This is a genomic window from Nocardia sp. NPDC049737 (assembly GCF_040674755.1).
GTDB lineage: Bacteria > Actinomycetota > Actinomycetes > Mycobacteriales > Mycobacteriaceae > Nocardia.
In genome coordinates this window covers 55,714-79,139 of sequence record NZ_JBFANH010000034.1, presented here as the reverse complement: position 1 = coordinate 79,139, position 23,426 = coordinate 55,714, and the positions used below count along the sequence as shown (strand labels likewise).

General features: G+C 65.9%; 23 protein-coding genes. 14 read left to right on the top strand and 9 right to left on the bottom strand.

Annotated features, from left to right (window positions below):
* Positions 1-30 precede the first annotated feature (30 nt).
* On the top strand, positions 31-327 hold the full coding sequence (locus AB0J47_RS35100) for a DUF2516 family protein (protein WP_364356328.1): 297 nt from the start codon (positions 31-33) through the stop codon (positions 325-327).
* 74 nt (positions 328-401) lie between these two features.
* Here the strand turns inward: AB0J47_RS35100 and AB0J47_RS35095 are convergent, their stop codons facing one another.
* The gene (locus tag AB0J47_RS35095; RefSeq protein ID WP_364356325.1) at positions 402-2,027 is read right to left on the bottom strand and encodes a GMC oxidoreductase; all 1,626 of its coding nucleotides are present in this window, start codon (positions 2,025-2,027) and stop codon (positions 402-404) included.
* A gap of 102 nt (positions 2,028-2,129) precedes the next feature.
* Here AB0J47_RS35095 and AB0J47_RS35090 point away from each other — a divergent pair, with 102 nt between their 5' ends.
* Positions 2,130-3,410, top strand: coding sequence for a cytochrome P450 (locus AB0J47_RS35090; RefSeq protein ID WP_364356322.1), 1,281 nt, complete (start codon positions 2,130-2,132; stop codon positions 3,408-3,410).
* A 555-nt stretch (positions 3,411-3,965) separates the two neighbouring features.
* Positions 3,966-5,000, top strand: coding sequence for an alpha/beta hydrolase (locus AB0J47_RS35085; protein WP_364356319.1), 1,035 nt, complete (start codon positions 3,966-3,968; stop codon positions 4,998-5,000).
* A gap of 4 nt (positions 5,001-5,004) precedes the next feature.
* On the opposite strand, the gene purU is transcribed toward AB0J47_RS35085, so the two are convergent.
* A complete protein-coding gene (gene purU, locus AB0J47_RS35080; RefSeq protein ID WP_364356316.1) occupies positions 5,005-5,895 on the bottom strand; it encodes a formyltetrahydrofolate deformylase in 891 nt (296 codons plus the stop codon).
* A gap of 181 nt (positions 5,896-6,076) precedes the next feature.
* Entirely contained in the window at positions 6,077-6,625 is a 549-nt protein-coding gene (locus AB0J47_RS35075; protein WP_364356313.1) for an N-acetyltransferase, read from the bottom strand.
* A gap of 201 nt (positions 6,626-6,826) precedes the next feature.
* Here AB0J47_RS35075 and deoC point away from each other — a divergent pair, with 201 nt between their 5' ends.
* Complete coding sequence (gene deoC, locus AB0J47_RS35070; protein ID WP_364356413.1) at positions 6,827-7,453, top strand: deoxyribose-phosphate aldolase; 627 nt, start codon at positions 6,827-6,829, stop codon at positions 7,451-7,453.
* A gap of 388 nt (positions 7,454-7,841) precedes the next feature.
* On the opposite strand, the gene AB0J47_RS35065 is transcribed toward deoC, so the two are convergent.
* Positions 7,842-8,573 carry a DUF2993 domain-containing protein gene (locus AB0J47_RS35065; RefSeq protein WP_364356310.1) on the bottom strand — a complete coding sequence of 244 codons (732 nt, stop codon included), beginning with the start codon at positions 8,571-8,573 and terminating at the stop codon, positions 7,842-7,844.
* Positions 8,574-8,696: 123 nt separating this feature from the next.
* Between AB0J47_RS35065 and AB0J47_RS35060 the strand changes: the two genes are divergently transcribed.
* Together AB0J47_RS35060 and AB0J47_RS35055 are read left to right on the top strand one after the other, a co-directional pair.
* Positions 8,697-9,305 (top strand): hypothetical protein, encoded by a 609-nt coding sequence (locus AB0J47_RS35060; RefSeq protein WP_364356307.1) that lies wholly within the window; start codon positions 8,697-8,699, stop codon positions 9,303-9,305.
* A gap of 94 nt (positions 9,306-9,399) precedes the next feature.
* A complete protein-coding gene (locus tag AB0J47_RS35055; RefSeq protein WP_364356304.1) occupies positions 9,400-10,875 on the top strand; it encodes a hypothetical protein in 1,476 nt (491 codons plus the stop codon).
* Between the two features lie 85 nt (positions 10,876-10,960).
* On the opposite strand, the gene AB0J47_RS35050 is transcribed toward AB0J47_RS35055, so the two are convergent.
* The 3 genes from AB0J47_RS35050 to AB0J47_RS35040 all read right to left on the bottom strand — a co-directional run bounded on the left by AB0J47_RS35050 (position 10,961) and on the right by AB0J47_RS35040 (position 12,867).
* Positions 10,961-11,764 (bottom strand): class I SAM-dependent methyltransferase, encoded by an 804-nt coding sequence (locus AB0J47_RS35050; RefSeq protein WP_364356301.1) that lies wholly within the window; start codon positions 11,762-11,764, stop codon positions 10,961-10,963.
* Positions 11,734-12,255, bottom strand: a complete 522-nt coding sequence (locus AB0J47_RS35045) for a DUF2505 domain-containing protein (RefSeq protein WP_364356298.1) — start codon at positions 12,253-12,255, stop codon at positions 11,734-11,736. The genes AB0J47_RS35050 and AB0J47_RS35045 overlap by 31 nt, the downstream gene beginning before the upstream one ends.
* Before the next feature lie 126 nt (positions 12,256-12,381).
* The gene (locus tag AB0J47_RS35040) at positions 12,382-12,867 is read right to left on the bottom strand and encodes a DUF2505 domain-containing protein (protein WP_364356295.1); all 486 of its coding nucleotides are present in this window, start codon (positions 12,865-12,867) and stop codon (positions 12,382-12,384) included.
* 40 nt (positions 12,868-12,907) lie between these two features.
* On the opposite strand from AB0J47_RS35040, the gene AB0J47_RS35035 reads away from it, so the two are divergent.
* The 5 genes from AB0J47_RS35035 to AB0J47_RS35015 all read left to right on the top strand — a co-directional run bounded on the left by AB0J47_RS35035 (position 12,908) and on the right by AB0J47_RS35015 (position 18,813).
* The gene (locus AB0J47_RS35035) at positions 12,908-13,999 is read left to right on the top strand and encodes a UDP-N-acetylmuramate dehydrogenase (protein WP_364356410.1); all 1,092 of its coding nucleotides are present in this window, start codon (positions 12,908-12,910) and stop codon (positions 13,997-13,999) included.
* Between the two features lie 139 nt (positions 14,000-14,138).
* Complete coding sequence (locus AB0J47_RS35030; RefSeq protein ID WP_364356407.1) at positions 14,139-15,311, top strand: Ig-like domain-containing protein; 1,173 nt, start codon at positions 14,139-14,141, stop codon at positions 15,309-15,311.
* A 38-nt stretch (positions 15,312-15,349) separates the two neighbouring features.
* Positions 15,350-15,784 (top strand): helix-turn-helix transcriptional regulator, encoded by a 435-nt coding sequence (locus AB0J47_RS35025; protein ID WP_364356292.1) that lies wholly within the window; start codon positions 15,350-15,352, stop codon positions 15,782-15,784.
* Between the two features lie 20 nt (positions 15,785-15,804).
* A complete protein-coding gene (locus AB0J47_RS35020) occupies positions 15,805-16,215 on the top strand; it encodes a VOC family protein (protein WP_364356289.1) in 411 nt (136 codons plus the stop codon).
* A gap of 189 nt (positions 16,216-16,404) precedes the next feature.
* On the top strand, positions 16,405-18,813 hold the full coding sequence (locus tag AB0J47_RS35015; protein WP_364356286.1) for an excinuclease ABC subunit UvrA: 2,409 nt from the start codon (positions 16,405-16,407) through the stop codon (positions 18,811-18,813).
* Positions 18,814-18,865: 52 nt separating this feature from the next.
* Here AB0J47_RS35015 and mscL read toward each other — a convergent pair whose 3' ends face one another.
* Complete coding sequence (gene mscL / locus AB0J47_RS35010; protein ID WP_364356283.1) at positions 18,866-19,312, bottom strand: large conductance mechanosensitive channel protein MscL; 447 nt, start codon at positions 19,310-19,312, stop codon at positions 18,866-18,868.
* A 147-nt stretch (positions 19,313-19,459) separates the two neighbouring features.
* Entirely contained in the window at positions 19,460-20,194 is a 735-nt protein-coding gene (locus AB0J47_RS35005) for an SDR family NAD(P)-dependent oxidoreductase (protein WP_364356280.1), read from the bottom strand.
* A 187-nt stretch (positions 20,195-20,381) separates the two neighbouring features.
* Here AB0J47_RS35005 and AB0J47_RS35000 point away from each other — a divergent pair, with 187 nt between their 5' ends.
* The 3 genes from AB0J47_RS35000 to AB0J47_RS34990 all read left to right on the top strand — a co-directional run bounded on the left by AB0J47_RS35000 (position 20,382) and on the right by AB0J47_RS34990 (position 23,295).
* Positions 20,382-21,203 (top strand): alpha/beta hydrolase, encoded by an 822-nt coding sequence (locus AB0J47_RS35000; RefSeq protein WP_364356277.1) that lies wholly within the window; start codon positions 20,382-20,384, stop codon positions 21,201-21,203.
* A 155-nt stretch (positions 21,204-21,358) separates the two neighbouring features.
* On the top strand, positions 21,359-22,795 hold the full coding sequence (mshA, locus tag AB0J47_RS34995) for a D-inositol-3-phosphate glycosyltransferase (protein WP_364356274.1): 1,437 nt from the start codon (positions 21,359-21,361) through the stop codon (positions 22,793-22,795).
* Positions 22,792-23,295: a YbjN domain-containing protein gene (locus AB0J47_RS34990; RefSeq protein ID WP_364356271.1), complete on the top strand. Its 504-nt coding sequence runs from the start codon at positions 22,792-22,794 to the stop codon at positions 23,293-23,295. The genes mshA and AB0J47_RS34990 overlap by 4 nt, the downstream gene beginning before the upstream one ends.
* The last annotated feature ends 131 nt before the right edge of the window (positions 23,296-23,426 follow it).

Genomic DNA, 23,426 nt, shown 5'->3' with positions numbered 1-23,426 from the left:
GTGCGGGGTCGTTGCTTCTATGATGGGCTGGTGGACACAGCGCACGGATTGGCCAGCTGGATCTTGTACGGGCTGCGGCTCTTGGCGCTCGGCGCGACGATTTTCGCGCTCATCCACGCCATCCGCCAGCGTCCCGACGTCTTCACCGCGGTCGACAAGCTGACCAAACCGATCTGGATCGCGATCCTCGGTGCGGCGCTGTTGTTCCTGCTGCTGTCGCTGAGCGTCACGAGTTTGCTTGCGCTGGTGTCGATTATCGCGACCGGCGTGTACCTGGCCGATGTGCGGCCGAAGGTGGACGAGGTTCAGCGCGGGCCGCGCTGGTAGTAGTGCGCTCGGTTGAGCTGTCGGGGGAGTGCGGCGCTCGCGGTTGGCTGCGTCGTGCTCGGCACGTCCGCCAACTACTCCCCGGAACGAATGATCTCTTCGATATTGCGCTCAGCCAGCGCACAGATCGTCAACGAGGGGTTCACTGTTCCGGTGCTGCCGGGTAAAGCCGCCCCGTCCATCACGTACAGGCCTCGATAACCACATACCCGACCGTACGGGTCCGTCGCGCGTCCGATCACCGCGCCGCCCAACGGATGTGAGGTGAATGAGGCGTCCGCCTCCAAGGCCGGTTGGGCGATGGACGGGCATTGGCAGGTCGCCTTGTTGTTGACTTCCCGCGCTCGCGCCAGGTAGTCGGTGGCACCGTTTGCTGGCCACTGCAGCTCGACGCTCCCGTCGGTCGGGTTGTAGACGAAACGGCCGCGGGTGTCGTCGAGCACAATGCCCAGCGACGCGACGATACCGATGTCGAAGGGCGTCGTGCCGGGGACGAACCAGTTCTCCAGCGACACGGGTGCGCCCGCCTCGTCCAGAATCCGGCTCGCGGACGGCGTGCCCTGCGTACCGACCTCGAGCGAGTTCGCAGGCCGCGCCAAGGCGACGTCGCCGTTGCTGCCCCAGCCTTCGCCGATATGCTCGTTCAGGTTCGGCAGCGCTCCGGTTTCCCGCGCGCATACCAGCAGCTCGGAGGTGCCGATGGAGCCCGCGGCGAGGAACAGCTTGTCGCAGGTCAGTGTTCGTATGCGGAGCACCTCGCCGGTAGGTGCGAGTTTGGTCACGGTGACGGTATAGCGACCCGACGCTCCCGGTTCCTTGGCGACGGCGTCCACGCGATGGCCGGGATAGATCTGGGCGCAGCCGGTGTCCTCGGCATAGCGCAGGTAGTTCTGGCTCAGATCGAACTTCGCGCCGTTGGAATTGCCGAGGTTCGAACAGCCGACCGTCGCCGACGGCATCGATCGTCCGGTCAGCTCGTCGCGGATGACGTCCCAATTCCAACTGCCGTCGATGCGCTGCGGCGTGTAGCCGGCCGCGCGGACCTGCTCGTCCCAGGCCCGCGAGTGGGTGAACGCGAAAGAGTCGTAGATATCGTTCGGTATCGAGCTCAGCCGCAACGTATTTCGGACCCTGGGGTAGTAGACGTCGTGCATCTCGCGGTAGTCGACCACACCCTGGAACACGCTGTCGAAGAACCGCTGCTCCGGCTCGATCATCACTCCGGTGAACACCACCGAACCACCGCCCACGCATGCACCGTGCCACACGTCGATACCCGGATAACTGGAAACGTCGAGGACCCCGCCGAACGGATCGATTTGCACCGGGATCTTGTTCACGCCGGTAAAGGTGGCGCGGTGCCAGAAGCCGCGGCCATCCGGAATCGTGTCGGTGGCGAAGATGTTGCGCCACGGATCACTGGGCCAGCGCGACCCCCGCTCGAGCACCGCGACCTGGGTCCCCGACTGCGCCAGACGCAGGGCGGTGATCGACGCCCCGAATCCCGATCCGATGACGATCGCAGGCACATGATCGGCCGGGTCCGGCAGCGGCGCGAAGATCTCCGGCACCAGCGTGCGGTACACCGACGATCTCGGGCTCGGGCTGTAGTCATCGGCCCGCGCCGCAAGCGTGCTTCCACTCGCAAAACCCAGCATCGTCGCCAGGCCAGCGCCCTTGACGAAACCGCGCCTGTCCATGGTGCCTCTCACCCGATCCGAAAGTTGCTCCAGCAGCCGATAGCTCCAGTCCGTCCATAGCGGCTATCTATCATATGAAAAGGGGGAGTCGGAGGTGACAACATGTGGATACGCGTATGGATCCGGTGGCTGATGATGCATGGCGTGCCACGGTTCTACCTCCTGTGGGCGGCGCGTCGGGGCGATCCCCTCGGACAGATCGCGGTCGGTCCGGATCGTTTGCTCGGCTCGTCGCAGTACATCGAGGAGATCCGCCAGCGAGGCCGGATGCCCAAGGTGTCGGGTTTGCGCGTGACCGCGGACTACGAATTGTGCCGACTCATCCTGCGAGACCGTCGCTTCAGCGTTGTCACGCCCAACCATTCGGCCTTGCCGAAGCCCATCCGCTGGGTGATGACCAAAACGGATCCTGGACTTCCCAACCTCGCGGAGCCACCCTCGATGCTGGTGACCGATCCGCCCGACCACACCCGGTACCGACGCCTGGTCGGGCAGGCGTTCACCCCGAAGGCGATCGCCAAACTACGGGAGCGGGTTGTCGAAGTGACCGATGACCTGCTCGAACGCCTGGAATCGGAGCCGCGACCGGATCTGATCGTCAACTTTTCCGCACAGTTGCCGGTCGCGATCATCGCCGAGATTCTCGGGTTGCCCGCGCATATGCATTCGACCCTGCTGAAGTGGGGAGATTCCGGTGCACCGCTGCTCGAACGCGGCCTGAGCTGGAGCACCTACCGCCACGCCATCGACGACTTGGCCGAGGTGCAGCGGTACTTCGACCAACACCTCGATGGACTCACCACCCAGCCGGGCGAAGATGTGCTCAGCATGCTGGTGAAGGGTGGTGAGCTGACTCGCCGCGAGCAGATGGCCAATGCGGCGCTGCTGCTGGACGCCGGATTCTTGACGACGGTGAATATGCTCGGCAACGGAATCGCCCTGCTGACAAGCCATCGTGACCAGCTGGAACTGCTGGCGGCGCGGCCGGAGCTGTGGCCACGCGCGGTCGAGGAAATCCTGCGCTACGACGGACCGGTGCGGATGACGGGCCGAGTCACGAACTGTGAGGTTCACATCGCCGATCAGCGCGTCGAATCCGGATCCCTGGTCCTGCTGTCGTTGGCGGGCGCAAACTACGACCCCGCCGTCTTCCCGGATCCCGAACGATTCGATGTGACCAGGGCCAACGCCGCGGATCATCTCGCGTTCGGCAGCGGGTTGCATGGTTGCCTGGGCGCCACGCTGGCCCGGTTGGAGGGCTCCATCGCGCTGCGAGCCCTCTTCGAGCGGTACCCGGATCTGTCTCTGGACGGTCCGCCGATACCGCATCCCCTGCGCAATCTGCACGCCTACCGCTCCATGCCCGTCAAACTGAGTGCTTGAGCCGGTCGCGGCTGAAATTGGGGATGGCCGTATTGAGCGCTCGCGGTCTGCGCGCGGTGGTCGGCTAGTCGGGAGATTGGGCTCTCGGCCCCAGAGGTAGCTGGGCGGCGGGTGCTGGGCGGGAATTCGGTGGGTGGCGGGTGCTGGGCGGGAAATTCGGCAGCTGGCGGATGCCGGGGCGTGCTAATTCGGTGGGTGGCGGGTGCTGGGCGGGAAATTCGGCAGCTGGCGGATGCCGGGCGCGCGAATTCGGTGGGCGGCGGGTGCTGGTCGGAGATTCGGCTGGGCGGCGGGAATGGATTTTCGATCGACTTGGAGAGATCTGGTCGGAGGAACGGAGATTCGATTCGAGTGTGGTCCGCAGGTGGGCGCAATGGTTGGTTCGTGCTGGTGACGGCAGGTTTGAACCTTCGAGCGGTTGGGCGGATGGGCCCGGATTTGTGATCGGTCACAAGGATGGGCGGGGAGAAGTGGGGATAACTTTTGGGGTGCTTGCACTAGCAAGCACGGCGGTTTGCGTTTAGTGTATCGAGGAGTAACACAAAGGAGTGTCCGATGCGTGCAATGTCGCCTGCGCTGGTGGACTTCCCTGGTCGGGTCCGGGGGTTGCTTCACACACACCGCGCCAACCTGCGGTCGCGTACCTATGCGACCGCGGCCTTCAATCCGCCGACCGGGCCGTATGAGGTCGTTCCGGTGGTCACTCGGGATGGTGCGCGTTTGCGCGTACACGTCTACGGACCGGCCGATGCGCAGACGATCGTGCTGGTACACGGCTGGACCTGCGCCATCGAATACTGGAATGCGCAGATCAACGAGTTCGCCGATCAGTACCGCGTAGTCGTCTACGACGTGCGCGGTCACGGCGAGAGCGAACTCGGCTCCAGCCCTCTGACCACCGATCTGCTCGCCGACGATCTGGCCACTGTGCTCGATGCCACACTGCGCCCGGGCGAGCGGGCGGTTGTGGTCGGCCACAGCCTCGGCGGCATGACCCTGCAGGCCTGGGCCGGACGTTATCCGGACCGAGTCGCGAAGCAGGCATGCGCAGTACTGTTGACCAACACTGCGCCGGGTCGACTGATCGCCGAGACGACCGTCCTCCCGTTCCTCAATGCCCCACTCCCGTTGCTGAATTGGCGAATCGCGCTGCCGTACGCCCTCGGCCGCCTCGGCCTCGGCGCCGCGCTCGTCTTCCCGCCGATCGCCCCGGTGAAGTGGGCGTTCACCCGACAGATCATGAGCTCGCGCTCCACCGGCGACGTAGTCGACTACAGCCTGGCGGTCGTCCGCTCCTGCCCCGCCCGCGTCCGTGCGAAATTCGGAATCCTGCTCGCCGAACTGGATCTCGGCGAATCGGCCCGCAACCTCGTCGTACCGACCACAATCCTGGCCGGCGAATTCGACGATATGACCCCGCCGGTACACGCCGAGCGAATCGCCGAAATGCTCAGGGAGACAGGCAGCCTGGTCAAGTACGAGGTGCTCCCGCAGGGACATCTGGGAAACACCGAGATGTACGAGCGGTTCAACGAGGAACTGGTTCTGATCCTCGATTCGATGCGTCAGCTCGCCAAAGCAGCCGGGTAAGGGGTCAGGAGAAGACCACGGTTCGGCGGCCGTGGACCAGGACGCGGCCCTCGAGGTGCCAGCGAAGGCCGCGGGCCAGGACTACGCGTTCGATATCGCGGCCCTGGCGGACCATATCGCGGACTTCGTCAGCATGGTCGATGCGGATCACGTCTTGTTCGATGATGGGACCCGCGTCGAGTTCGGCGGTGACGTAGTGACAGGTCGCCCCGATCAGTTTGACGCCGCGAGCGAAGGCCTGATGGTAGGGCCGGGCGCCGACGAACGAGGGCAGGAAGCTGTGATGGATATTGATCGCCTTGCCTGCCCAGTGTTCGCACAGTTCGGCGGGCAGCACCTGCATGAAGCGGGCCAAGACGACGGCGTGCGGGTCGTGGGCATCGACCAGGTCGCGGACTTCCTCGAAGGCGGGGCCGCGTTCGGCCGGATCCTTCGGGAAGGGCACGTGGTGGAACTTCACGCCGTGCGCCTCGGTCATCCCAGCGAGGTCCGGGTGATTGCCGATCACCGCTTCGATGGTGGCAGGCAGTTCACCGCTCGCGGCACGACCGAGCAGATCGTGCAGGCAGTGGCCGTCTTTGCTGACCAGTAGTACGGCTCGGCGACGCTCACCGGAGTCCAGCAGTTGCCACTCTGTCTCCGTGCCGAAGTCGGCCGCGACTCCGGCGAACCGGTCGCGCAGTTCGGCGATGCCGAACGGCACCGTCGACGCCTTGATCGCCTGACGGGTGAAGAACCAGCCGATATCCGGATCGGAGTGATAACCCGCCTCCACAATGGACCCCCCGAACTCCGCGATGAAGGAGGTGATCCTGGCGATGATGCCGGGACGGTCCGGGCACCCGAGGGTGAGCACGTAGCGTCGGTCGTCCGAGGCAGGTGGAGCGGAACTCATGGGCTCATCCTCCCAGGTCGAGTATGTGCAATTCGCACCACCTGCGGGACCAGGTGTTGAGCGACCTCGCCGCCGAGAAAGCGCTCTTGGCGGGCCGCTGTCGGTGTTTGCCTCCACCGAGACATGCTGATCTTGAAATCGTCGGCCCCGACCCGTGCCCGGAAACCCCGCAGCGACCCACCTACAACTCGTAAAACGGCTCCGCATAACGGAATTCACCAGTGATCTGCGAGTCATACGCCGACAGCGTGCGCACCTGGAAGTGGGAAACCCAGGCCGGTTCGTTCGGCGTTATGCCGAGGCGGGCGGCGGGCAGGAAGCCGAACTGGGGGTAGTAGTCGAGGTGGCCGAGCAGGCCGATCAGGGGTTCGTCGAGGGCGTCGGCGGCGCCGAGAGCGGCGTGCATCATGGCCGCGCCGACACCATTGCCCTGATGTTCGGCCAGGACGCCGATCGGGCCGAGGGCGAGCACCGGGAACGGGCCGACACCCGCGCGGGTGAGGCAGACGTGGCCGATGACGGTGTCGTGTTCCACCGCGACCATCGATAGGGTGGGGATCCAGCCGGAGTCGCTGCGCAACCGGGTGACGAGGTCGACCTCGGGTGGGTCTTCGGTGAGTGCGGCCGTCTCCCGGTCGTTATCGGCGTTCGCGTACTGCGGTCCGAAGGCGCTGCGGTGGACGGCCGCGATCGCGGCGGCATCGTCGGCGCGTTCGCGACGGATCAGCACGGTGTCTTCTCCTCCTGAACGATTGGGCCATCCGCAACTGCGCAACACCTCGGCCGTGCAGTCGCAAGCGCTGTCTAGCTCCACCGACACTATCGAGTGTGCGCGATGTGTCGGAGGCACGCAACGGAATTCGCCACCGGTGTGCCAGACTCTCACCTTGTGGCAAATTCCGCGTCGCTGACCAGGGCCGAAGTGGCGGCCATGATCGATCACACGCTACTGGCGCCGGAGGCGACGGCCGCGGAGGTGGACGCGTTGGTCGCGCAAGCACGCGAACTCGGCGTCTACGCGATCTGCGTATCGCCGTCCATGCTGCCGATTCGGGCATCCGGCGTGGTGGTCGCCACAGTCGCCGGATTCCCTTCTGGAAAGCACCATTCGCTCGTCAAGGGCGCCGAGGCGCGCCTCGCGGTCGAGCAGGGTGCGGCCGAGGTCGACATGGTGATCGATGTCGGAGCAGCGCGCGCAGGCGATTACAGCGCGGTGCTGTCCGATATCGTGACGGTGCGTGAGGCTATGGGGGATCGCGCGGTGCTCAAGGTGATCATCGAATCGGCGGCGCTGTCCGATGCCGCGATCGTCGAGGTCTGCCGCGCCGCCGAACGTGCCGGCGCCGATTTCGTGAAGACCTCCACGGGATTCCACCCCTCCGGTGGTGCCAGCGTGCACGCGGTCCAGTTGATGGCCGAGACCGTCGGCGGACGTCTCGGTGTGAAGGCCAGCGGTGGCATCCGCACCTGCGAGGCCGCCGCCGAACTGATCGCTGCGGGCGCGACTCGTCTCGGACTGTCGAAATCCCGTGCGGTGCTGGAGGGTTTCCCGGCCTGATGCCGAACGCGTCGTCGAAGCATGCCGAGCGTGTGGGCTAATTCCTCTGTTGATTGCGATATCTCGGTCGGATCGCGTATGCCGCTGGTTCGACCGCGACGACGATCGCCACCGCGGGCGGTCGTCGCGGGCTTGATCCGCTCGTGCCCCTGCTGCGCACCGTTGGCAACCCAGACCTGCGTTGCTGGCGGACCTGGGTACAGCAAACGTGACTGATGACGCGGCGGCGGTCGGTCGAACCGGATGGAACCGAGGCCTGGGTCGGGCGGTGCATGGCGGATCCGACTACGGACCCCGGGGATTCGACAACCCAGCTATGGAAATGCCTACCTAGAACGCGTTTTCACCGACCGAAAGTCCGCTGCACCGCGCGGCCCGATGAGCCGCCTCAGCAGCTGACATTGCCGTTATTCTGCGCGGCGGGCAGTTCGGTGCGCCCACCGGCCAGCTTCACCACGACGCCGTTATCGGTGACCTTGACATCGGTGGCCTTCAGGCCCAGCGGGTAGCTCTGCAGACTCTGCGTGAACACTTCGACGATGCCCGACACCACATCGGTCGGTATCCCCATGCCGAGCAGCGCCGCCGACTTCGTCTCGATCTGCACGGTGCCGTCCTTGATCTCCGGCTTCACCTGCAGCTGCGCGAGTCCGCCGAGCACATCCAGGGTCAGCATCCCGGTCGACGATGCGGACGACACGCCGCTGACCAGGCCGCCGAGCGTCTCCCGGATGCCGTCGTTGCCCCAGGTGACGTCGGCTGAGGAGCTGCCGATGGTGCCGCCGCTGCCATTATCGCTGATCTCGACGTCGTTGAACTTGGCGTGCACCACCATGCCGACGGCCGGACCGAACTTGGAATCGTCGCTGTTCACCTTCAAGTGATCGACCTTCCCGTCGATCCAGGTGATCAGCATCGGCTTGGCTCCGAAGCTCACATCGATCTTCGAACCCATATCCTTCTCGAACTGTGTGCTGATGCACCGCGAAACCTGGTAGCGCGCATATGCCTCCCCGCCGACCAGCACGGTAGCGAGCAGAATCGTGACCACGACGAGCGCGATCACGAGTGCCCGCCGGTTGACCGCCCGGGGCGGTGGGCTCTGCGTTCCTGTGTTCATGGGTCGCTCGTTGGGCTGGCTCATGCGCTCGATTCTTCCCGACCTTTCTGTGCTCGCTATGAGGGCGCTGTGAGGGGTTCGATTGTGACATGTGACACAGAATTCGAGCGTAGCCTGGTCGACATGGCTGGCGATGCGGCGGGCCGTGCACGCGATTCCGCCGAGCACGGGTGGCGTGTGCTGCGGCGATTGGCTGGGCGCCATGCCGGGTTCTTTACTACCAGGCAGGTGCTGCGCGCCGGATGTGAGGCGCGTGTTCGCGTCGGTCTGGGCGACGGCTCGGTGTCGCGAGCCGGGGTCGGGATTTTGCGGTTGGCCGAGTGGCCCACCGGCCCCCTCGACGAATACGCCATGTGGGCGGCCTGGTTCGACGGGGCCGCCGCGGTATCGCATCAGAGTGCTGCGGAGTTGCATGGACTCGGTCGACTACGGCCGCGATTCCTGCATTTGTCGGTCGGTTCCGGACGACCGCCGGTCACCCCGCGACTGGTGGTGCTGCGCCGCCCGCTGATTCCGGCCGATCTCGAATCAGCGGGCGCATTTCTGGTGACCACGCCGGTGCGCACGGTGCTCGATCTGGCCGAGGCCGATATCGGGCAATCCGCATTGGATGAGGTGGTCGGCGATGCGGTTGCCATCCATCGCTGCGATAGCGACGAAATCCGGTCCGCGAGTGTGCGACTACCGCCGCGTGCGGCGGCACGGGTGCGCCGGGCCCTCACCGCTGTGTGATCGGCGCGGTGAAGTCGCGAATGATCCGATTCGGCTATCAATTCGGTCGATCTCCGGTTTTGCCCGGCGCGCAATCATGGCAGGGTGACTGACCATGGGGACGGTAGGTCAGGGCAAGTGGGATCTCGTCTTTCCGTCCGGAGCGCCCGAGCGCATCGGCGATATGTTCGCCACCGCCGTGGTCGCCGATGCGGTGCGCAGATATGACGCCGACCTCGCACAACAGGTCGAAACCTGCCGTGACTGGCGCTGCGGCTACCGCGGCATCTTCCGTGGCCTGACCGCGCTGGCCGCGAGCTCGCCCGCGGTGTCGGTGGGGACCGCGACCGACGGTTTGCGGGCCGCACGCCAGCTGCTGCGTTTCGTGACCGGGCACACGATCGCACCGCTGCACAGCGTCGACATCGATGCGATCGCCACACCCGATGGACTCCAAACCGGTCGGATCGACGGTACTGCGAAACCTGCCCCCAGACTCGAAATCCCGTTCCGTGGAGAACTATTGGCCGAAGAGGCGCTGTGGCAGCAGCTGACCGACTGGCGTCGCCGCGGCATAATCGAGCCTGCCTTCGCAGCGGCGGTGGAGCGGGTGATCGATCATCCGGAGTGGTTGTCGCTGCCCGGTTTTCGAGTGATCGTGACCGGGGCGGCGGCCGAACTCGGTCCGCTACGGCCGCTATTGCACTGGGGCGCTGACGTTCTCGCGATAGACCTACCCGGAGCGCAGCGATGGCGCGAGATTTCGGACCTCGCGAAGGCGGGAGCGGGTCGGCTGCGCTACCCCGTCACGGCGGGACCCGGCGCGGATATCACCAGGCAGTTCCCGGCATTGGTGCACTGGATCCGCGCCCAGTTCGACCGCGACGCCCGCCCGGTATTCGGCCTGTACGCGAATGGTCCCGGACCGCAAGGGGTTCGACTGGCCGCGGCCATGGATGTCCTCGTCGAGGATCTGCTCGAGCACCGCGATGACGCCGCCATCGCATACCTCGGTTCGCCGACCGACTGCTACGCCGTGCCCGAGGACGTCATCGCGGACGCTCACGCCCGTCTGCGCGAGCGCGGCGTCGGCCCGCACCTGTTGCGCGTGCTCACCGCATCAGCCCTGTACCGGCCCCACTACCGCACCACGAACCCCGACCACCTCGGCGCGACCTGGAGCGTCGCCGACACACTGCTCTCCGCCGAGGGGCCGAATCACGCACTGGCCCAACGCCTCCTGCGCTGGCGCACGGTCCTCGCGCACACCGCGGGCCGCACGGTCTCATGTGTCGTCGCACCACCCGCCATGACGAAATCCCTCCGCGCCCAACGCTCCCTCGCCGCCTCCTACCGCGGCGCCCGGCACTTCGGCATCGAAGTCTTCGACCCCGACACCGCCCGAACTCTGCTGGCGGCCAAGCTCGTTGCCGATCTCTCCGCCCCACCCGAAGCCGACTCGAACCCCGAGAACATATTCGTGGCCGGTGCCGCCCACGGCGGCCTCTGGCGTCAGCCCTTCGAGCCGACCTCGATCCTCCCGCTCGCGGCGCTGACCGGCTATTTCCGCACGCTCCTCGGCCGTCCCTGACGACCGAGGCCGATCGCCGCCGGGTCTTCTCGGGCGCGCGTCGCCGACCGAGAAGCCCCCGCCACCAGTGCGACCTGATCTTGATCTAAGGCGTTGGGTTGGGGGCGACGACGGGCCAGGGGACCGAGAGCACACAGTCGCGCATGCGGCGGCGATAGGTGCGGACCGGGTAACCCTCCTGGCGGAGGGTCTCGGCCGCTGCACGCCAGCGCACTCGGGGGCCGAAGGGGGCGAGCGGCGCGGCACGAGCCCACGCGCGATCAGCGGCCGTCAGCAGCGCGTGGATCGGTTCGCCGGGAACGTTGCGGTGGATCAACACCTTCGGCAGGCGCTCGGCGATATCGGACGGACGTTCGACCGTGAACGGATCCCACGCCAGGGTGAGCGAGAGCGGTCCGGATCGATCCAACAGCACCCAAGCGCAACGCTTGCCCAGCTCATCGCAGGTGCCGTCGACGAGTAAACCGGCCGGATCCATCCCGGACAGAATGGTGGCCCACGCATCGGGAACGGCCGGCTCCGGATATTGGCGCAGCACATTGAACGCGCGCACCAGCACCGGCCGTAGTCCGGCCAATTCGAAGCCGCCGCGCGCGAAGGTGACGCCGTCGCGGGCGGGCACCACACGTTCCGGATCGATCTCGAGCCCGACCACCCGCACGTCCGCGCGGACGGTGCGCAGGCGGGCCGCCAACTCCAGCGTGGTCCACGGACTCGCCCCATAGCCGAGGTCGACGACCAGTGGATCGGCCGCATCGCGCAGTCGACCGGTGACCAACTCGTCGTGGATCAGCCAGCGGTCGCTACGTCGTAATCGATTGACACCAGTGGTGCCCCTGGTGATGGTGCCGACCGGCCTCAGCGGGTCGGGTTTTGCTCTTCCAGCCACTTCACGGTCTGCTCGGCCTCGCCGCGGAACAGGTCGACCAGGTTGACCAGCATCAGCTGTTCGAGTCGCGGGCCGACCATCGGGATGAACACCTTGGCCTCGGAGGAGAATCGCATGGTGCAGCCGGTGTCGGTGGGGAACAGGCGAATGGTGCCGCCGAGGCTGCCCGGCCCGGCCGGAATGGAGGCCGAGAACTTGCCGACCGACTCGTTCTCGTCGAACGGTCCCCAGCTCTCCTTGCGGGTGATGACCATATCTTTGCGCATGACCGCCTGCGCGATCTCCGGCAGCATGTCGCGCGGCAGGATGTGGTTCAGCACGACATCGATACCCGAGTCGCTGACATCGAGGCTCGCGACTTCGTTACCGGGCGCTATTTTCGACATCTCCGCGCACCGGTCTTCCCAGTACTCCCGGGTCGACATCGCCGCGTACAGCTCCTTGGTGGTGTGCAGCGGGAAGCGGGCTGAATAGTCCAGTCGGCGAGCCATGAAGATGTACGTTACCGGGACCGCATGCCGCCGCATCGCTCGGCGGTGGGTCTGGGGATTCGCCACAACTCCACACCCACGCCACGCGGAATCAGCACATCGTGTTCACTGCCCTGCCGACCAACCTCAGTGCTTGCCGACCCAGTTGTTCGTGAATTCTTCCTCGTTCGCCAGCAGTTCGGTCAACCGCTCGGCGATCGCGGCCTCGATCTTTCCGCCGAACAGCGGAATCTTCACCTCGATGGTGCCCTTGGTCTGTGCCACCGAACCGGAGCCGTCGGCCGTGAGCTCGATTGTCCCGTGGACCTCGGCGGGCGCACCCTCGACCCGCGCGGTGAAGGTGGCCGAATCGCCGGTCCAGCGCTCGGTGCGCGGGATGATCAGATCGCCGGGCCGCACCGCGGTGATCGCCGGCGGCAGCAGTTCGGCGGCGATGATCTGCGCCATCTCGACAATGACCTGGTCGCCGTTGGCGGTGACCGAATCCAGCCGGGCTTTATCGCCACCCACCTCGGCGATGCGGTCCTTCCAGTACTGCTCATCGGCGAAGGCCGCGCGTACGGCGGCAACCGGAGACGAGTAGTGAGCCGTGTACGCCAGGGGTGTAGCCATGGTCGAACAGGCTACCGTCTGGGGCGTGCGAACTTCACGGGTGGTGTCGGCGGACCAGCTGCGCGAGCTGCTGGTCGATAGCGGTGCGCGGCTGCGCGAATCGGTGCGGCTGGCCGAGCTGACTACATTGCGGGTCGGCGGTCCGGCCACGGTCGCGGAGTGCGCGACGACCGAAGCGCTGATCGCGACGGTCCGGACGCTGGACACCGCGGGCATTCCACTACTGCTGCTCGCGGGCGGATCCAACCTGCTCGTCGGCGACGACGGCTTCGACGGTGTGGTGGTCCTGGTGCGCAACGAGACGGTCGAGATCGGCGCGGACAGTGTGGTTGCCGAAGCAGGTGCGAACTGGGACGCGGTGGTCGCGGCCACGATCGAGGCCGGTCTCGGGGGGCTGGAATGCCTGTCGGGCATTCCCGGATCCGCCGGTGCGACGCCGGTACAGAACGTCGGTGCGTACGGCGTGGAGGTCGAGAGCCTGCTGCGCCGGGTGCGCCTGCTGGACCGCGCGAGCGGTGAGATCCGCTGGGTCGAACCGGCCGAACTCGGCTTCGGCTACCGCACCAGCGCCCTCAAGCATCGCGATACCGCCGTGGTGCTCGAGGTGGACTTCGCACTCAATCCCGACGGCTCGAGCGCACCGTTGCGCTACGGCGAACTCGCGAACGCACTCGGCGCGGACAATGGTGACTCCCGTCCCGCCGACCAAGTCCGGGCGGCGGTGCTGAAGCTGCGCGCGGGCAAGGGCATGGTCCTCGACCCCGCCGATAACGACACCTGGAGCGCGGGCTCGTTCTTCACCAATCCGGTCGTTGCGAACCATCGGGTCGAGCAAGTGAAGGCTGCGATCACCGCCCATGTGGGCGATGTCACGATCCCGACCTATCCGGCTTCCGACGGCGTCAAATTCTCCGCGGGCTGGCTCATCGAACGGGCGGGTTTCGCCAAGGGTTTTCCGGGCCCGGACGCCCCGGCCCGGCTGTCTACGAAACATACGCTGGCCTTGACCAACCGCGGCAGCGCGACCGCCGCCGATCTGGTCGCACTGGCCCGTACGGTCCGCGACGGTGTAGCCGAGCGATTCGGGATCCGGCTGGAACCTGAGCCGGTACCCATCGGGGTGGCTCTCTAAACGGTGAAACGGACACCACACTCTTCGCTGGCCGGGCACCCGGTTTTCGCCGCGTAAATTCGATGAAGTGAGCCATCGCCCAGTCATTCACAGACCGGCCGCCGCCGTCTCCGCCGTGCTGCTCGTGGTAGTCGCGCTGATGGCCGGATGCACGTCCGACAAAGGTGGTAAGAGTGACTCCGCCGAAGACAACGCCCCCGTCGCGAAGGTCACGCTGACACCTGCCGCCGACGCCAAGAACGTCAATCCGACCGCACCGATCTCGGTCACCGTCACCGACGGCACCATCGACCAGATCGCGCTGACCAATGCCAACGGCAAGCAGGTCGCCGGCGAACTCGCCGCGGACAAGCACAGCTACCGGACCACCGAACCGCTCGGCTACGACGCCGAATACACCTGGTCCGGCACCGCAGTAGGCCCCGACCACAGGCCGGCCCCGATCGAGGGCACCTTCACCACCCTGGCGCCGAAGAACACCTTCCCCGCGACGCTCAATATCGCCGATAACCAGGAAGTCGGCATCGCCGCGCCGATCATCTTGCAGTTCAAGGGATCTGTGCAGAACAAGGCCGCCGTGGAGAAGGCGCTCACGGTCACCACCAACCCGCCGACCGAGGGCGCCTGGGCCTGGTTCCCGGACGACAACGGCGGCTCGCGCGTGCATTGGCGGCCGAAGGACTACTGGGCGCCCGGCACCACCGTGCACGTCACGGCCAAGCTCTACGGCCTGGATCTCGGCGGCGGAAACTACGGATATTCGGATCTCACTTCGGATTTCCGCATCGGCCGCAGCCAGATCGTCAAGGCCAACGCACCGAGCCATCGCATGCAGGTCGTTCGCGACGGACAGATCATCTTGGACTTCGCGGTCAGCTATGGCCAGGGCAATGAAGCGCGCAACGTCACCCGTTCCGGTGTGCACGTCGTCACCGAGAAGTACGAAGACTTCATGATGTCGAATCCGCCGTTCTACACCAACGTTCGCGAACGCTGGGCCGTACGCATCTCGAATAACGGCGAATTCATTCACGCCAACCCGGAATCCCTTTCGGCACAGGGCTCTTCGAATGTCACCAACGGCTGCATCAACCTGTCGCCGACCGATGCGCAGGCCTTCTTTCCGACCGCCCTCTACGGCGATCCGGTCGAGGTAACCGGCACATCGATCGCGCTGTCGGCCGCCGACGGCGATCTCTACGACTGGACCATCGATTGGAATACCTGGACGGGGCTGTCGGCATTGCAGGGCGAGCCCAAGAATCCGGTATCCGCGACACCCGTGCCGCCGCTGCCGGCCGGTGGTCGCTGAGCTAGGCAAACCCAGCGCGACATGCGACGATCGGTCAGGTGACCAGCAAACCAGCCACGGAGGACCACCTACGCGAGCTCGCGCGCCTGCGTCGCATCCGTGACCGGATCGACCGGGAATACGACCAACCGCTCGATGTCGAGCGGCTGGCTCGCGACGAGCACATATCGGCCGGTCACCTGAGCCGCCAGTTCAAGCTCGCCTACGGCGAGTCGCCGTACTCCTACCTGATGACGCGGCGCATCGAGCGCGCGATGTCGTTGTTGCGGCGCGGCGATCTCAGCGTGACCGAGGTCTGTTTCGCGGTCGGCTGCCAGTCGCTGGGAACCTTCAGTACGCGGTTCACCGAGCTGGTCGGGATACCGCCCAGCGCCTACCGGGAGCAGGCCGAACACGCCACGGTGGACCTGCCGACGCTGGTCGTCAAAAGGGTGACCAGACCGATCAGGAATCGAGAAGCGCGGGTCACCTAGCAGCAATTAGCGTGAAAGCCATGGACATCATCATTCAAGCGAGCTTCCTTCCACAGGACGACCCGGAGGCCGCCCTCACCTTCTACCGCGACGCCCTCGGCTTCGAGCTGCGCAAAGACGTCGGATTCAACGGAATGCGCTGGCTCACCGTCGGCCCGGTCGACCAGCCCGGCACATCCATTGTCCTGCACCCACCGGCCGCCGATCCGGGCATCACCGATGAGGAGCGCCGCACCATCGCCGAGATGATGGCCAAGGGCACCTACGCCAGCATCCTGTTGGCTACCAAGGATGTCGACGCTACCTTCGAGAAGGTGCAGGCCACCAATGCCGAGGTCGTCCAGGAGCCGACCGATCAGCCATACGGGGTCCGCGACTGCGCCTTCCGTGATCCCGCCGGAAATATGGTCCGTATCCAGCAGTTGAGCTGAGTGCGATCGCTGCGCTCGACGCCGGTGACTACCGCGGGTCACCGGCGTCGAGCCAACGGCAAGCCACTTGCCACGACTCCCGCCGTAGAAGAACCGAAACGCACTGCTCGAAGCTGATTAGATCGAGCTAGTGGACTCCGACGGAGACCGCGCAGGCGGCCCGCGCAACCAGATGGAGAACCGATCGGCATGGCCAAGAAGACGGACACGCAACCCCACGCTGCCGACAGCCACGATCTGATCCGCGTGCTCGGCGCACGCGTGAACAACCTCAAAGACATCAGCATCGAAATCCCGAAGCGCCGGCTGACGGTGTTCACCGGTGTATCCGGCTCGGGCAAGAGTTCGCTGGTATTCGATACCATCGCCGCCGAATCGCAGCGGTTGATCAACGAGACCTACAGCAGCTTCGTGCAGGGCTTCATGCCCACACTTGCGCGGCCCGAGGTCGACGTGCTCGACGGGCTGACCACCGCGATCATCGTCGACCAGCAGCGCATGGGCGTCGATCCGCGCTCCACGGTCGGCACCGCCACCGACGCCAATGCCATGCTGCGCATCCTGTTCAGCCGACTCGGCAAGCCGCATATCGGCTCGCCGCAGGCGTTCTCCTTCAATGTCGCTTCGATCAGCGGCGCGGGTGCGGTCGCGATCGAGCGCGCCGGGAAGACGGTGAAGGAGCGCCGCAGCTTCAGCATCACCGGCGGTATGTGTCCGCGCTGTGAGGGCCGTGGTTCGGTCAACGACATCGACCTGACCCAGCTGTACGACGATACGAAATCGCTGAACGAGGGCGCGCTCACCATCCCCGGCTACAGCATGGACGGCTGGTTCGGCCGCATCTTCACCGGTTGCGGCTTCTTCGATCCGGATAAGCCGATCAAGAAGTACAACAAGCGCGAACTCAACGATCTGCTCTACAAGGAACCGACCAAGATCAAGGTCGACGGCATCAACCTGACCTATGAGGGCCTGATCCCGCGGATCCGCAAGTCGATGCTGTCCAAGGACGTCGACGCGCTGCAGCCGCATATCCGCGCGTTCGTGGAGCGGGCGGTCACCTTCCAGACCTGCCCCGAATGCGATGGCACCCGGCTCAGCGAGTTGGCGCGATCGTCGAAGATCAAGGGCATCAGCATCGCTGACGCCTGCGCTATGCAGATCAGCGATCTGGCCGAATGGGTCAGCGGGCTGAAGGAACCGTCGGTGGCGCCGCTACTGACCTCGCTGCGGCATACCCTCGACTCGTTCGTGGAGATCGGGCTCGGCTACCTCTCGCTGGAACGGCCCGCGGGCACGCTGTCGGGCGGTGAGGCGCAACGCGTCAAGATGATCCGCCACCTCGGCTCCTCGCTCACCGACGTCACCTACGTATTCGACGAGCCCACCGCGGGCCTGCACCCGCATGACATCCAGCGGATGAACGAACTGCTGCTGCGGCTGCGGGACAAGGGCAATACGGTGCTTGTGGTCGAGCACAAGCCGGAGACGATCGTCATCGCCGACCACATCGTCGACCTGGGTCCCGGTGCCGGTACCGGCGGCGGCACCGTCTGCTTCGAGGGCAGCGTCGATGGGCTGCGCGGCAGCGGCACCATTACCGGCCGCCACTTCGACGATCGGGCCGCGCTGAAGGAGACGGTGCGAAAGCCCGACGGCGCGTTGGAGATTCGCGGGGCATCGACGAACAACCTGCGTGATGTCGATGTAGACATTCCGCTCGGTGTGCTCGCCGTCATCACCGGTGTCGCTGGCTCGGGTAAGAGTTCACTTGTGCACGGTTCCATTCCGGCTGGCGCGGCTCGACTCGATGGCCGCTCCGCAAGCTCCGCGGACGTGGTGTCGGTCGATCAGGGCCAGATCCGCGGCTCTCGGCGGAGCAACCCGGCGACCTACACCGGACTGCTGGACCCGATCCGCAAGGCCTTCGCGAAGGAAAACGGTGTCAAGCCGGCGCTTTTCAGTGCCAACTCCGAGGGCGCATGCCCCAACTGCAATGGCGCGGGCGTCATCTACACCGACCTGGCGGTCATGGCCGGTGTGGCGACCACCTGTGAGGTGTGCGAGGGCAAGCGGTTCCAGGCCGCGGTGCTCGAGTACCACCTCGGTGGCCGCGATATCAGCGAGGTGCTCGCGATGTCGGTGGCTGAGGCGCAGGAGTTCTTCAGCGACGGCCCGGCGCGTACACCGGCCGCGGAGAAGATTCTCGACCGGCTCGCCGATGTCGGGCTCGGCTACCTCACCCTCGGCCAGCCGCTCACCACGCTGTCCGGCGGCGAGCGGCAGCGGCTCAAGCTGGCCACTCATATGACGGAGAAGGGTGGCGTCTACGTCCTCGACGAGCCGACGACCGGCCTGCACCTCGCCGATGTCGAACAGTTGCTCGGCCTGCTCGATCGGTTGGTCGACTCCGGTAAGTCGGTGATCGTCATCGAGCATCACCAGGCGGTGATGGCGCACGCCGACTGGATTATCGACCTCGGTCCCGGCGCCGGCCACGACGGCGGCAAGATCGTCTTCGAGGGCACGCCCGCCGACCTGGTCGCCGAGCGTGCCACCCTCACCGGCGAACATCTGGCGGCATACGTCGGCGCATGAACGAGAATCGCCCCCGCTCGGACGAACCGTGCGGGGGCGAAACGCGGGGCGATTACCGCGCGTTCTCCTTGACGAGCGAACCGTCCTTACCGAACGATTCGGCATCGACGACCGAATCCTTCTGCTGCTTGGCGAGCAGATCGCGAATCTCGATGAGCAATTCGATCTCGCTCGGCTCGGCCACCTTGGCGGTGCCGAAGCGGTTCTTCAGCGTCTTCATCGGCACCATCAGCACGAAGTACAGCACCCCGGCGACCAGCATGAAGTCGATGAGCGCGGTGATGATCGGCCCGATCGCGATGAAGGTGGCCGGCTTACCGGAGACCAGCTGAACTCCGAGCCCCAGCTCATTGGTCTTACCCAACACCGCGAGCAGCGGATTGATGATTCCCTTTGTCACTGCCGTCACCACTGCGGTGAACGAGGTCCCCATGACGACCGCGACGGCGAGATCGATGACATTCCCGCGCATCAGGAAATCTTTGAAACCCTTGAGCATGAGCCGAGCTACTCCAATCTGGTTAAATGCTTGTCCGCCTCCCCGCGCCTTTGCCCGGTGGTGCCACCCGAGTTCACATCCGGGCCGGCGGTCTTGTGTCAGCTGGGTTCGGGCGTACCCGGTGAGTTACTTGCGAGGCCGATTCGATCAGCCGCGGCGAGCGAAGCGTCCGGGACCGGCCTGATCACGGGGTTTGACGATGATCTGGTCCAGATTCACATGTGACGGTCGCGACGCCACGAACCCGATGATCTCCGCGATATCCTGCGCGACCAGCGGATCGATACCCTCGTACACCTTGGCGGCACGCTCCTCGTCCCCGGCGAAACGCACCAGCGAGAACTCGGTTTCCACTGCGCCGGGCGCGATTTCGCTGAGCCGCACCGGCTGGCCGAGCAGTTCGCCGCGCAATGTGCGGTGCAGTACGGCCTGTGCGTGCTTGGCCGAAGTGTAGCCGGATCCGTTGTCATAGGCCTCGAAGGCGGCGACCGAGGTGATGGTGACGATGAGCCCGTCACCCGAGGCGATCAGCTTCGGCAGCAACGCCTTGGTCACCCGCAGCGTGCCGAGCACATTGGTTTCCCACATCCAGCGCCAGTCGTCCAAATCCGCCTCGGTCACCGGGGCCAGCCCCTTCGCACCGCCCGCATTGTTGACCAGCACATCGGCGTTCTCGATCGCATCAGTGAAGGCGCATACGGAATCTTCCGAGGTCACATCGAGTTCGAGTGCGGTACCGCCGATTTCGTCGGCGAGGCGCCGCAGCCGATCGAGCCTGCGCGCGCCGACGACCACGTGATAGCCCTGTTTGGCGAGTTCCCGGGCGGTGGCTTCGCCGATTCCCGAGCTGGCTCCAGTGACGACGGCAGTGCGAATGCTCATGGTCCCGATCCTAAGTGCAGAAAATTTGCCGAAGACCGCGGCCGCGTGGAACGCATGAGCTGATTACGTGGGTAGCTCGCCGGGTACGTCCAGCAGCCGATCGGCCACTGACCGCCGGTCCGCGACGGGCCGTCCGCGGCACCTACGACGGGCAAAAGTCCGCCGGAGGCGGACTAGCCTCGGTGGCATGGCTATTCGGGAAGCGGTCAGTGCGGACGGAACGAGCATCGTCTATCGGGGCAGTGGCCCGGCCGACGGCAGGCCGCTGGTGCTGGTGCACGGCTGGTCGGCCAATCTGCAGTGCTGGGGCGCGGCCGCGGACGAACTGGCCGAGCGCTTCCGGGTACTCGCCGTCGACCTGCGCGGCCACGGCTACTCCGGCGCCCCGGCGACCGGCTACGACGATCCGAAGAATTGGGCCGCCGATATCGCCGCGGTGCTCGCCGCCGAGGGCGTCGACTCGGGTGCGGTGCTGCTCGGCTGGTCCTACGGCGGCATCGTGATCAGCGACTATCTGACCACCTACGGCACCGGCGCGGTCGCGGGCGTCATCTACTCGGGTTCGATGGCCAATATCGGCCGCGCACCCGGTGCGGAGACCGGTTCGGCCATGCAGGAGGCCATTCCCGGCGTTTTCGAGGAGAGTGCGGGTCGTGCGTTGCGCGCATTCGGTGCTTTCGGCAATGCCAACACCGGACCGGGTCCGGATAAGGGCGTCGATGCGCAGCGCATCTTCGGCGCGAGCCTCGGCACGCCGCCTCGGGTGCGCAAGGCGCTGTTCTACCGGACCGTCGACAACACCGAAACGCTACGTGCCCTGGACATTCCGGTGCTGGTCCTGCACGGAACCAAGGATCCGGTCGTGCCGATCGAGAATGGTCGCTACATCCTCGACGCGGTGCCCGATGGCCGCGGCTCGTTCTGGGAGGACGCCCAGCACGGGCTGTTCATCGAGGATCGCGCCCGCTTCATCGCCGAGGTCAGCGCGTTCATCGACGGTCTGAACTAGACGTCCGAAATTCGCTGGCGCCGCACGCTCGGCTCCAGCAGACTTGTCGTATCTCGGCGGATAGCGAACCGCGCGTGAGAACTCTCACGAAACTGCTGTGACGACTGTCACTTGGCCCGGTTACGGCGTCTGAGTTGGGCAATTCAACGTGCACTATGGATGGTGTGAGTCAACGCCCGGACCTACGGCCGAATCGGATCGCCGTGTTATCGGTGCACACCTCACCACTTGCTCAACCGGGCACCGGTGATGCGGGCGGCATGAACGTCTATGTGCTGCAAACCGCCATTCAGCTGGCCCGACGCGGCACCGAGGTCGAGATTTTCACCCGGGCCACCTCCTCGAACGTACCGCCGGTACAGGAGGCGGCCCCGGGGGTCCTGGTGCGCAATGTGGTGGCGGGCCCGTTCGAGGGGCTGGACAAGCACGACCTGCCGACCCAGCTGTGCCCGTTCACCGCCGAGGTGCTGCGTCAAGAGGCCAGACACCTGCCCGGTCACTACGACCTCGTCCATTCGCACTATTGGCTCTCCGGTCAGGTCGGCTGGCTGGCGCGCGATCGCTGGCGGGTGCCGCTGGTGCACACCGCGCATACCTTGGCGGCGGTGAAGAACGCGGCGCTGGCCGAGGGCGACTGCCCCGAACCCGCGACCCGCGAGATCGGCGAAAAGCAGGTGATCGCCGAGGCCGATCGGATGGTCGCCAATACCGCGGAGGAGGCGCGCCAGCTCATCGAGTTGTACGGCGCCGATGCCGAGCGCATCGATGTGGTGCCGCCCGGCGCTGATCTGACTCGCTACTGTCCCGGTGAAAAGGCCGCGGCCCGAGCCGAATTGGGTCTGGCCACCGACGAACGGATCGTCGCGTTCATCGGCCGCATCCAGCCGCTCAAGGCCCCGGATGTGCTGGTCCGCGCGGCCGCGGAATTGCTCTACCGCGACCCGTCGCGCAAGCTGCGGGTGCTCATTGTCGGCGGCCCGTCGGGCACTGGACTGGAGCGCCCCGATGCACTGATCGAACTCGCCGCCGCACTCGGCATCGCTGAGCATGTCACCTTCCTGCCGCCGCAGCCGCCGGACCGCCTGGTGCAGGTGTATCGGGCCGCCGACCTGGTCGCGGTGCCCAGCTACAACGAATCCTTCGGCCTGGTCGCCATCGAAGCGCAGGCCAGCGGCACCCCGGTGCTCGCGGCCGATGTGGGCGGGCTCGGCACCGCCGTGCGGCACGGTGAGACCGGCCTGCTCGTGCCCGGACATCGGACTCCGGACTGGGCCGATGCCCTCGGCCACCTGCTCGATGACGGTGAGCGCCTACGTCGGATGGGTATGCGCGCGGTCGAGCATGCCGGGCATTTCTCCTGGGAGCACACCGCGGACGGACTGCTCGCCAGTTATTCGGCGGCGTTGGCCGATTTTCGTGCGCTGCGCGCCGGTCTCGGTGCGGGCCGGCGCAAGGTCTTCGAGGCCGCGCGGGCGGAACTGCCGGGCGAACGCGCTAGCCTCCCGGGAGAACTCAGTGCTGTTCTCCTCGGCGAGATCAGTCAGGCCAGATCGCGGGCGCTGTGGCGGCGCCGGACGGGAGCGCACCGATGAGCACGGAAGCCGCGACCGCACAGCTGATCGACGAAACGCTGCGCGAGCGCGAGATCGAGTACACCCATCCAAGCCAGGAGACCTTCGTCGTCATCCTGCCCGGTGAGCGCAAACTGAAGACCACCGTGATGCTCACCGTCGGCAAGCACGGACTGCGGATCGAATCGTTCGTCTGCCGCAAGCCCGACGAGAACTTCGAGGGCGTCTACAAATTCCTGCTGCGCCGCAACCGCCGCCTCTACGCCGTGGCCTACACCCTGGACCGGGTCGGCGATATCTACCTGGTCGGCCGCTTGGCCACCCATGCCGTCACCTCCGACGAACTGGATCGGATCTTCGGCCAGATCCTCGAGGCCGTCGAGGCCGACTTCAACGTCCTGCTGGAACTCGGCTTCGCCGAATCCATTCGTCGGGAATGGAAGTGGCGCGTATCGCGCGGGGAATCCCTGCAGAACCTGCGCGCCTTCGAGCATCTGGTCGAGGCCGCCGACCAGCCCTGAATCCGACCGCGACGGTAGTCATATGGGTGCTGTCGAGTGCCATTCGAGCCGCCACACCTGACTACCGTCGATATGTCGCGTGCTCATGGTCCGCGCAGTCCCGGGAATACCGCGCCGGTGTGGGCGCGGTG

Coding starts and splice junctions, on each gene's coding strand:
- AB0J47_RS35095 (WP_364356325.1), bottom strand. CDS start 2,027: ATGGACAGGCGCGGTTTCGTCAAGGGCGCTGGCCTGGCGACGATGCTG.
- AB0J47_RS35090 (WP_364356322.1), top strand. CDS start 2,130: ATGTGGATACGCGTATGGATCCGGTGGCTGATGATGCATGGCGTGCCA.
- AB0J47_RS35085 (WP_364356319.1), top strand. CDS start 3,966: ATGCGTGCAATGTCGCCTGCGCTGGTGGACTTCCCTGGTCGGGTCCGG.
- purU (WP_364356316.1), bottom strand. CDS start 5,895: ATGAGTTCCGCTCCACCTGCCTCGGACGACCGACGCTACGTGCTCACC.
- deoC (WP_364356413.1), top strand. CDS start 6,827: ATGATCGATCACACGCTACTGGCGCCGGAGGCGACGGCCGCGGAGGTG.
- AB0J47_RS35065 (WP_364356310.1), bottom strand. CDS start 8,573: ATGAACACAGGAACGCAGAGCCCACCGCCCCGGGCGGTCAACCGGCGG.
- AB0J47_RS35060 (WP_364356307.1), top strand. CDS start 8,697: ATGGCTGGCGATGCGGCGGGCCGTGCACGCGATTCCGCCGAGCACGGG.
- AB0J47_RS35055 (WP_364356304.1), top strand. CDS start 9,400: ATGGGGACGGTAGGTCAGGGCAAGTGGGATCTCGTCTTTCCGTCCGGA.
- AB0J47_RS35045 (WP_364356298.1), bottom strand. CDS start 12,255: ATGGCTCGCCGACTGGACTATTCAGCCCGCTTCCCGCTGCACACCACC.
- AB0J47_RS35040 (WP_364356295.1), bottom strand. CDS start 12,867: ATGGCTACACCCCTGGCGTACACGGCTCACTACTCGTCTCCGGTTGCC.
- AB0J47_RS35030 (WP_364356407.1), top strand. CDS start 14,139: ATGGCCGGATGCACGTCCGACAAAGGTGGTAAGAGTGACTCCGCCGAA.
- AB0J47_RS35020 (WP_364356289.1), top strand. CDS start 15,805: ATGGACATCATCATTCAAGCGAGCTTCCTTCCACAGGACGACCCGGAG.
- AB0J47_RS35015 (WP_364356286.1), top strand. CDS start 16,405: ATGGCCAAGAAGACGGACACGCAACCCCACGCTGCCGACAGCCACGAT.
- mscL (WP_364356283.1), bottom strand. CDS start 19,312: ATGCTCAAGGGTTTCAAAGATTTCCTGATGCGCGGGAATGTCATCGAT.
- AB0J47_RS35005 (WP_364356280.1), bottom strand. CDS start 20,194: ATGAGCATTCGCACTGCCGTCGTCACTGGAGCCAGCTCGGGAATCGGC.
- AB0J47_RS35000 (WP_364356277.1), top strand. CDS start 20,382: ATGGCTATTCGGGAAGCGGTCAGTGCGGACGGAACGAGCATCGTCTAT.
- mshA (WP_364356274.1), top strand. CDS start 21,359: ATGGATGGTGTGAGTCAACGCCCGGACCTACGGCCGAATCGGATCGCC.
- AB0J47_RS34990 (WP_364356271.1), top strand. CDS start 22,792: ATGAGCACGGAAGCCGCGACCGCACAGCTGATCGACGAAACGCTGCGC.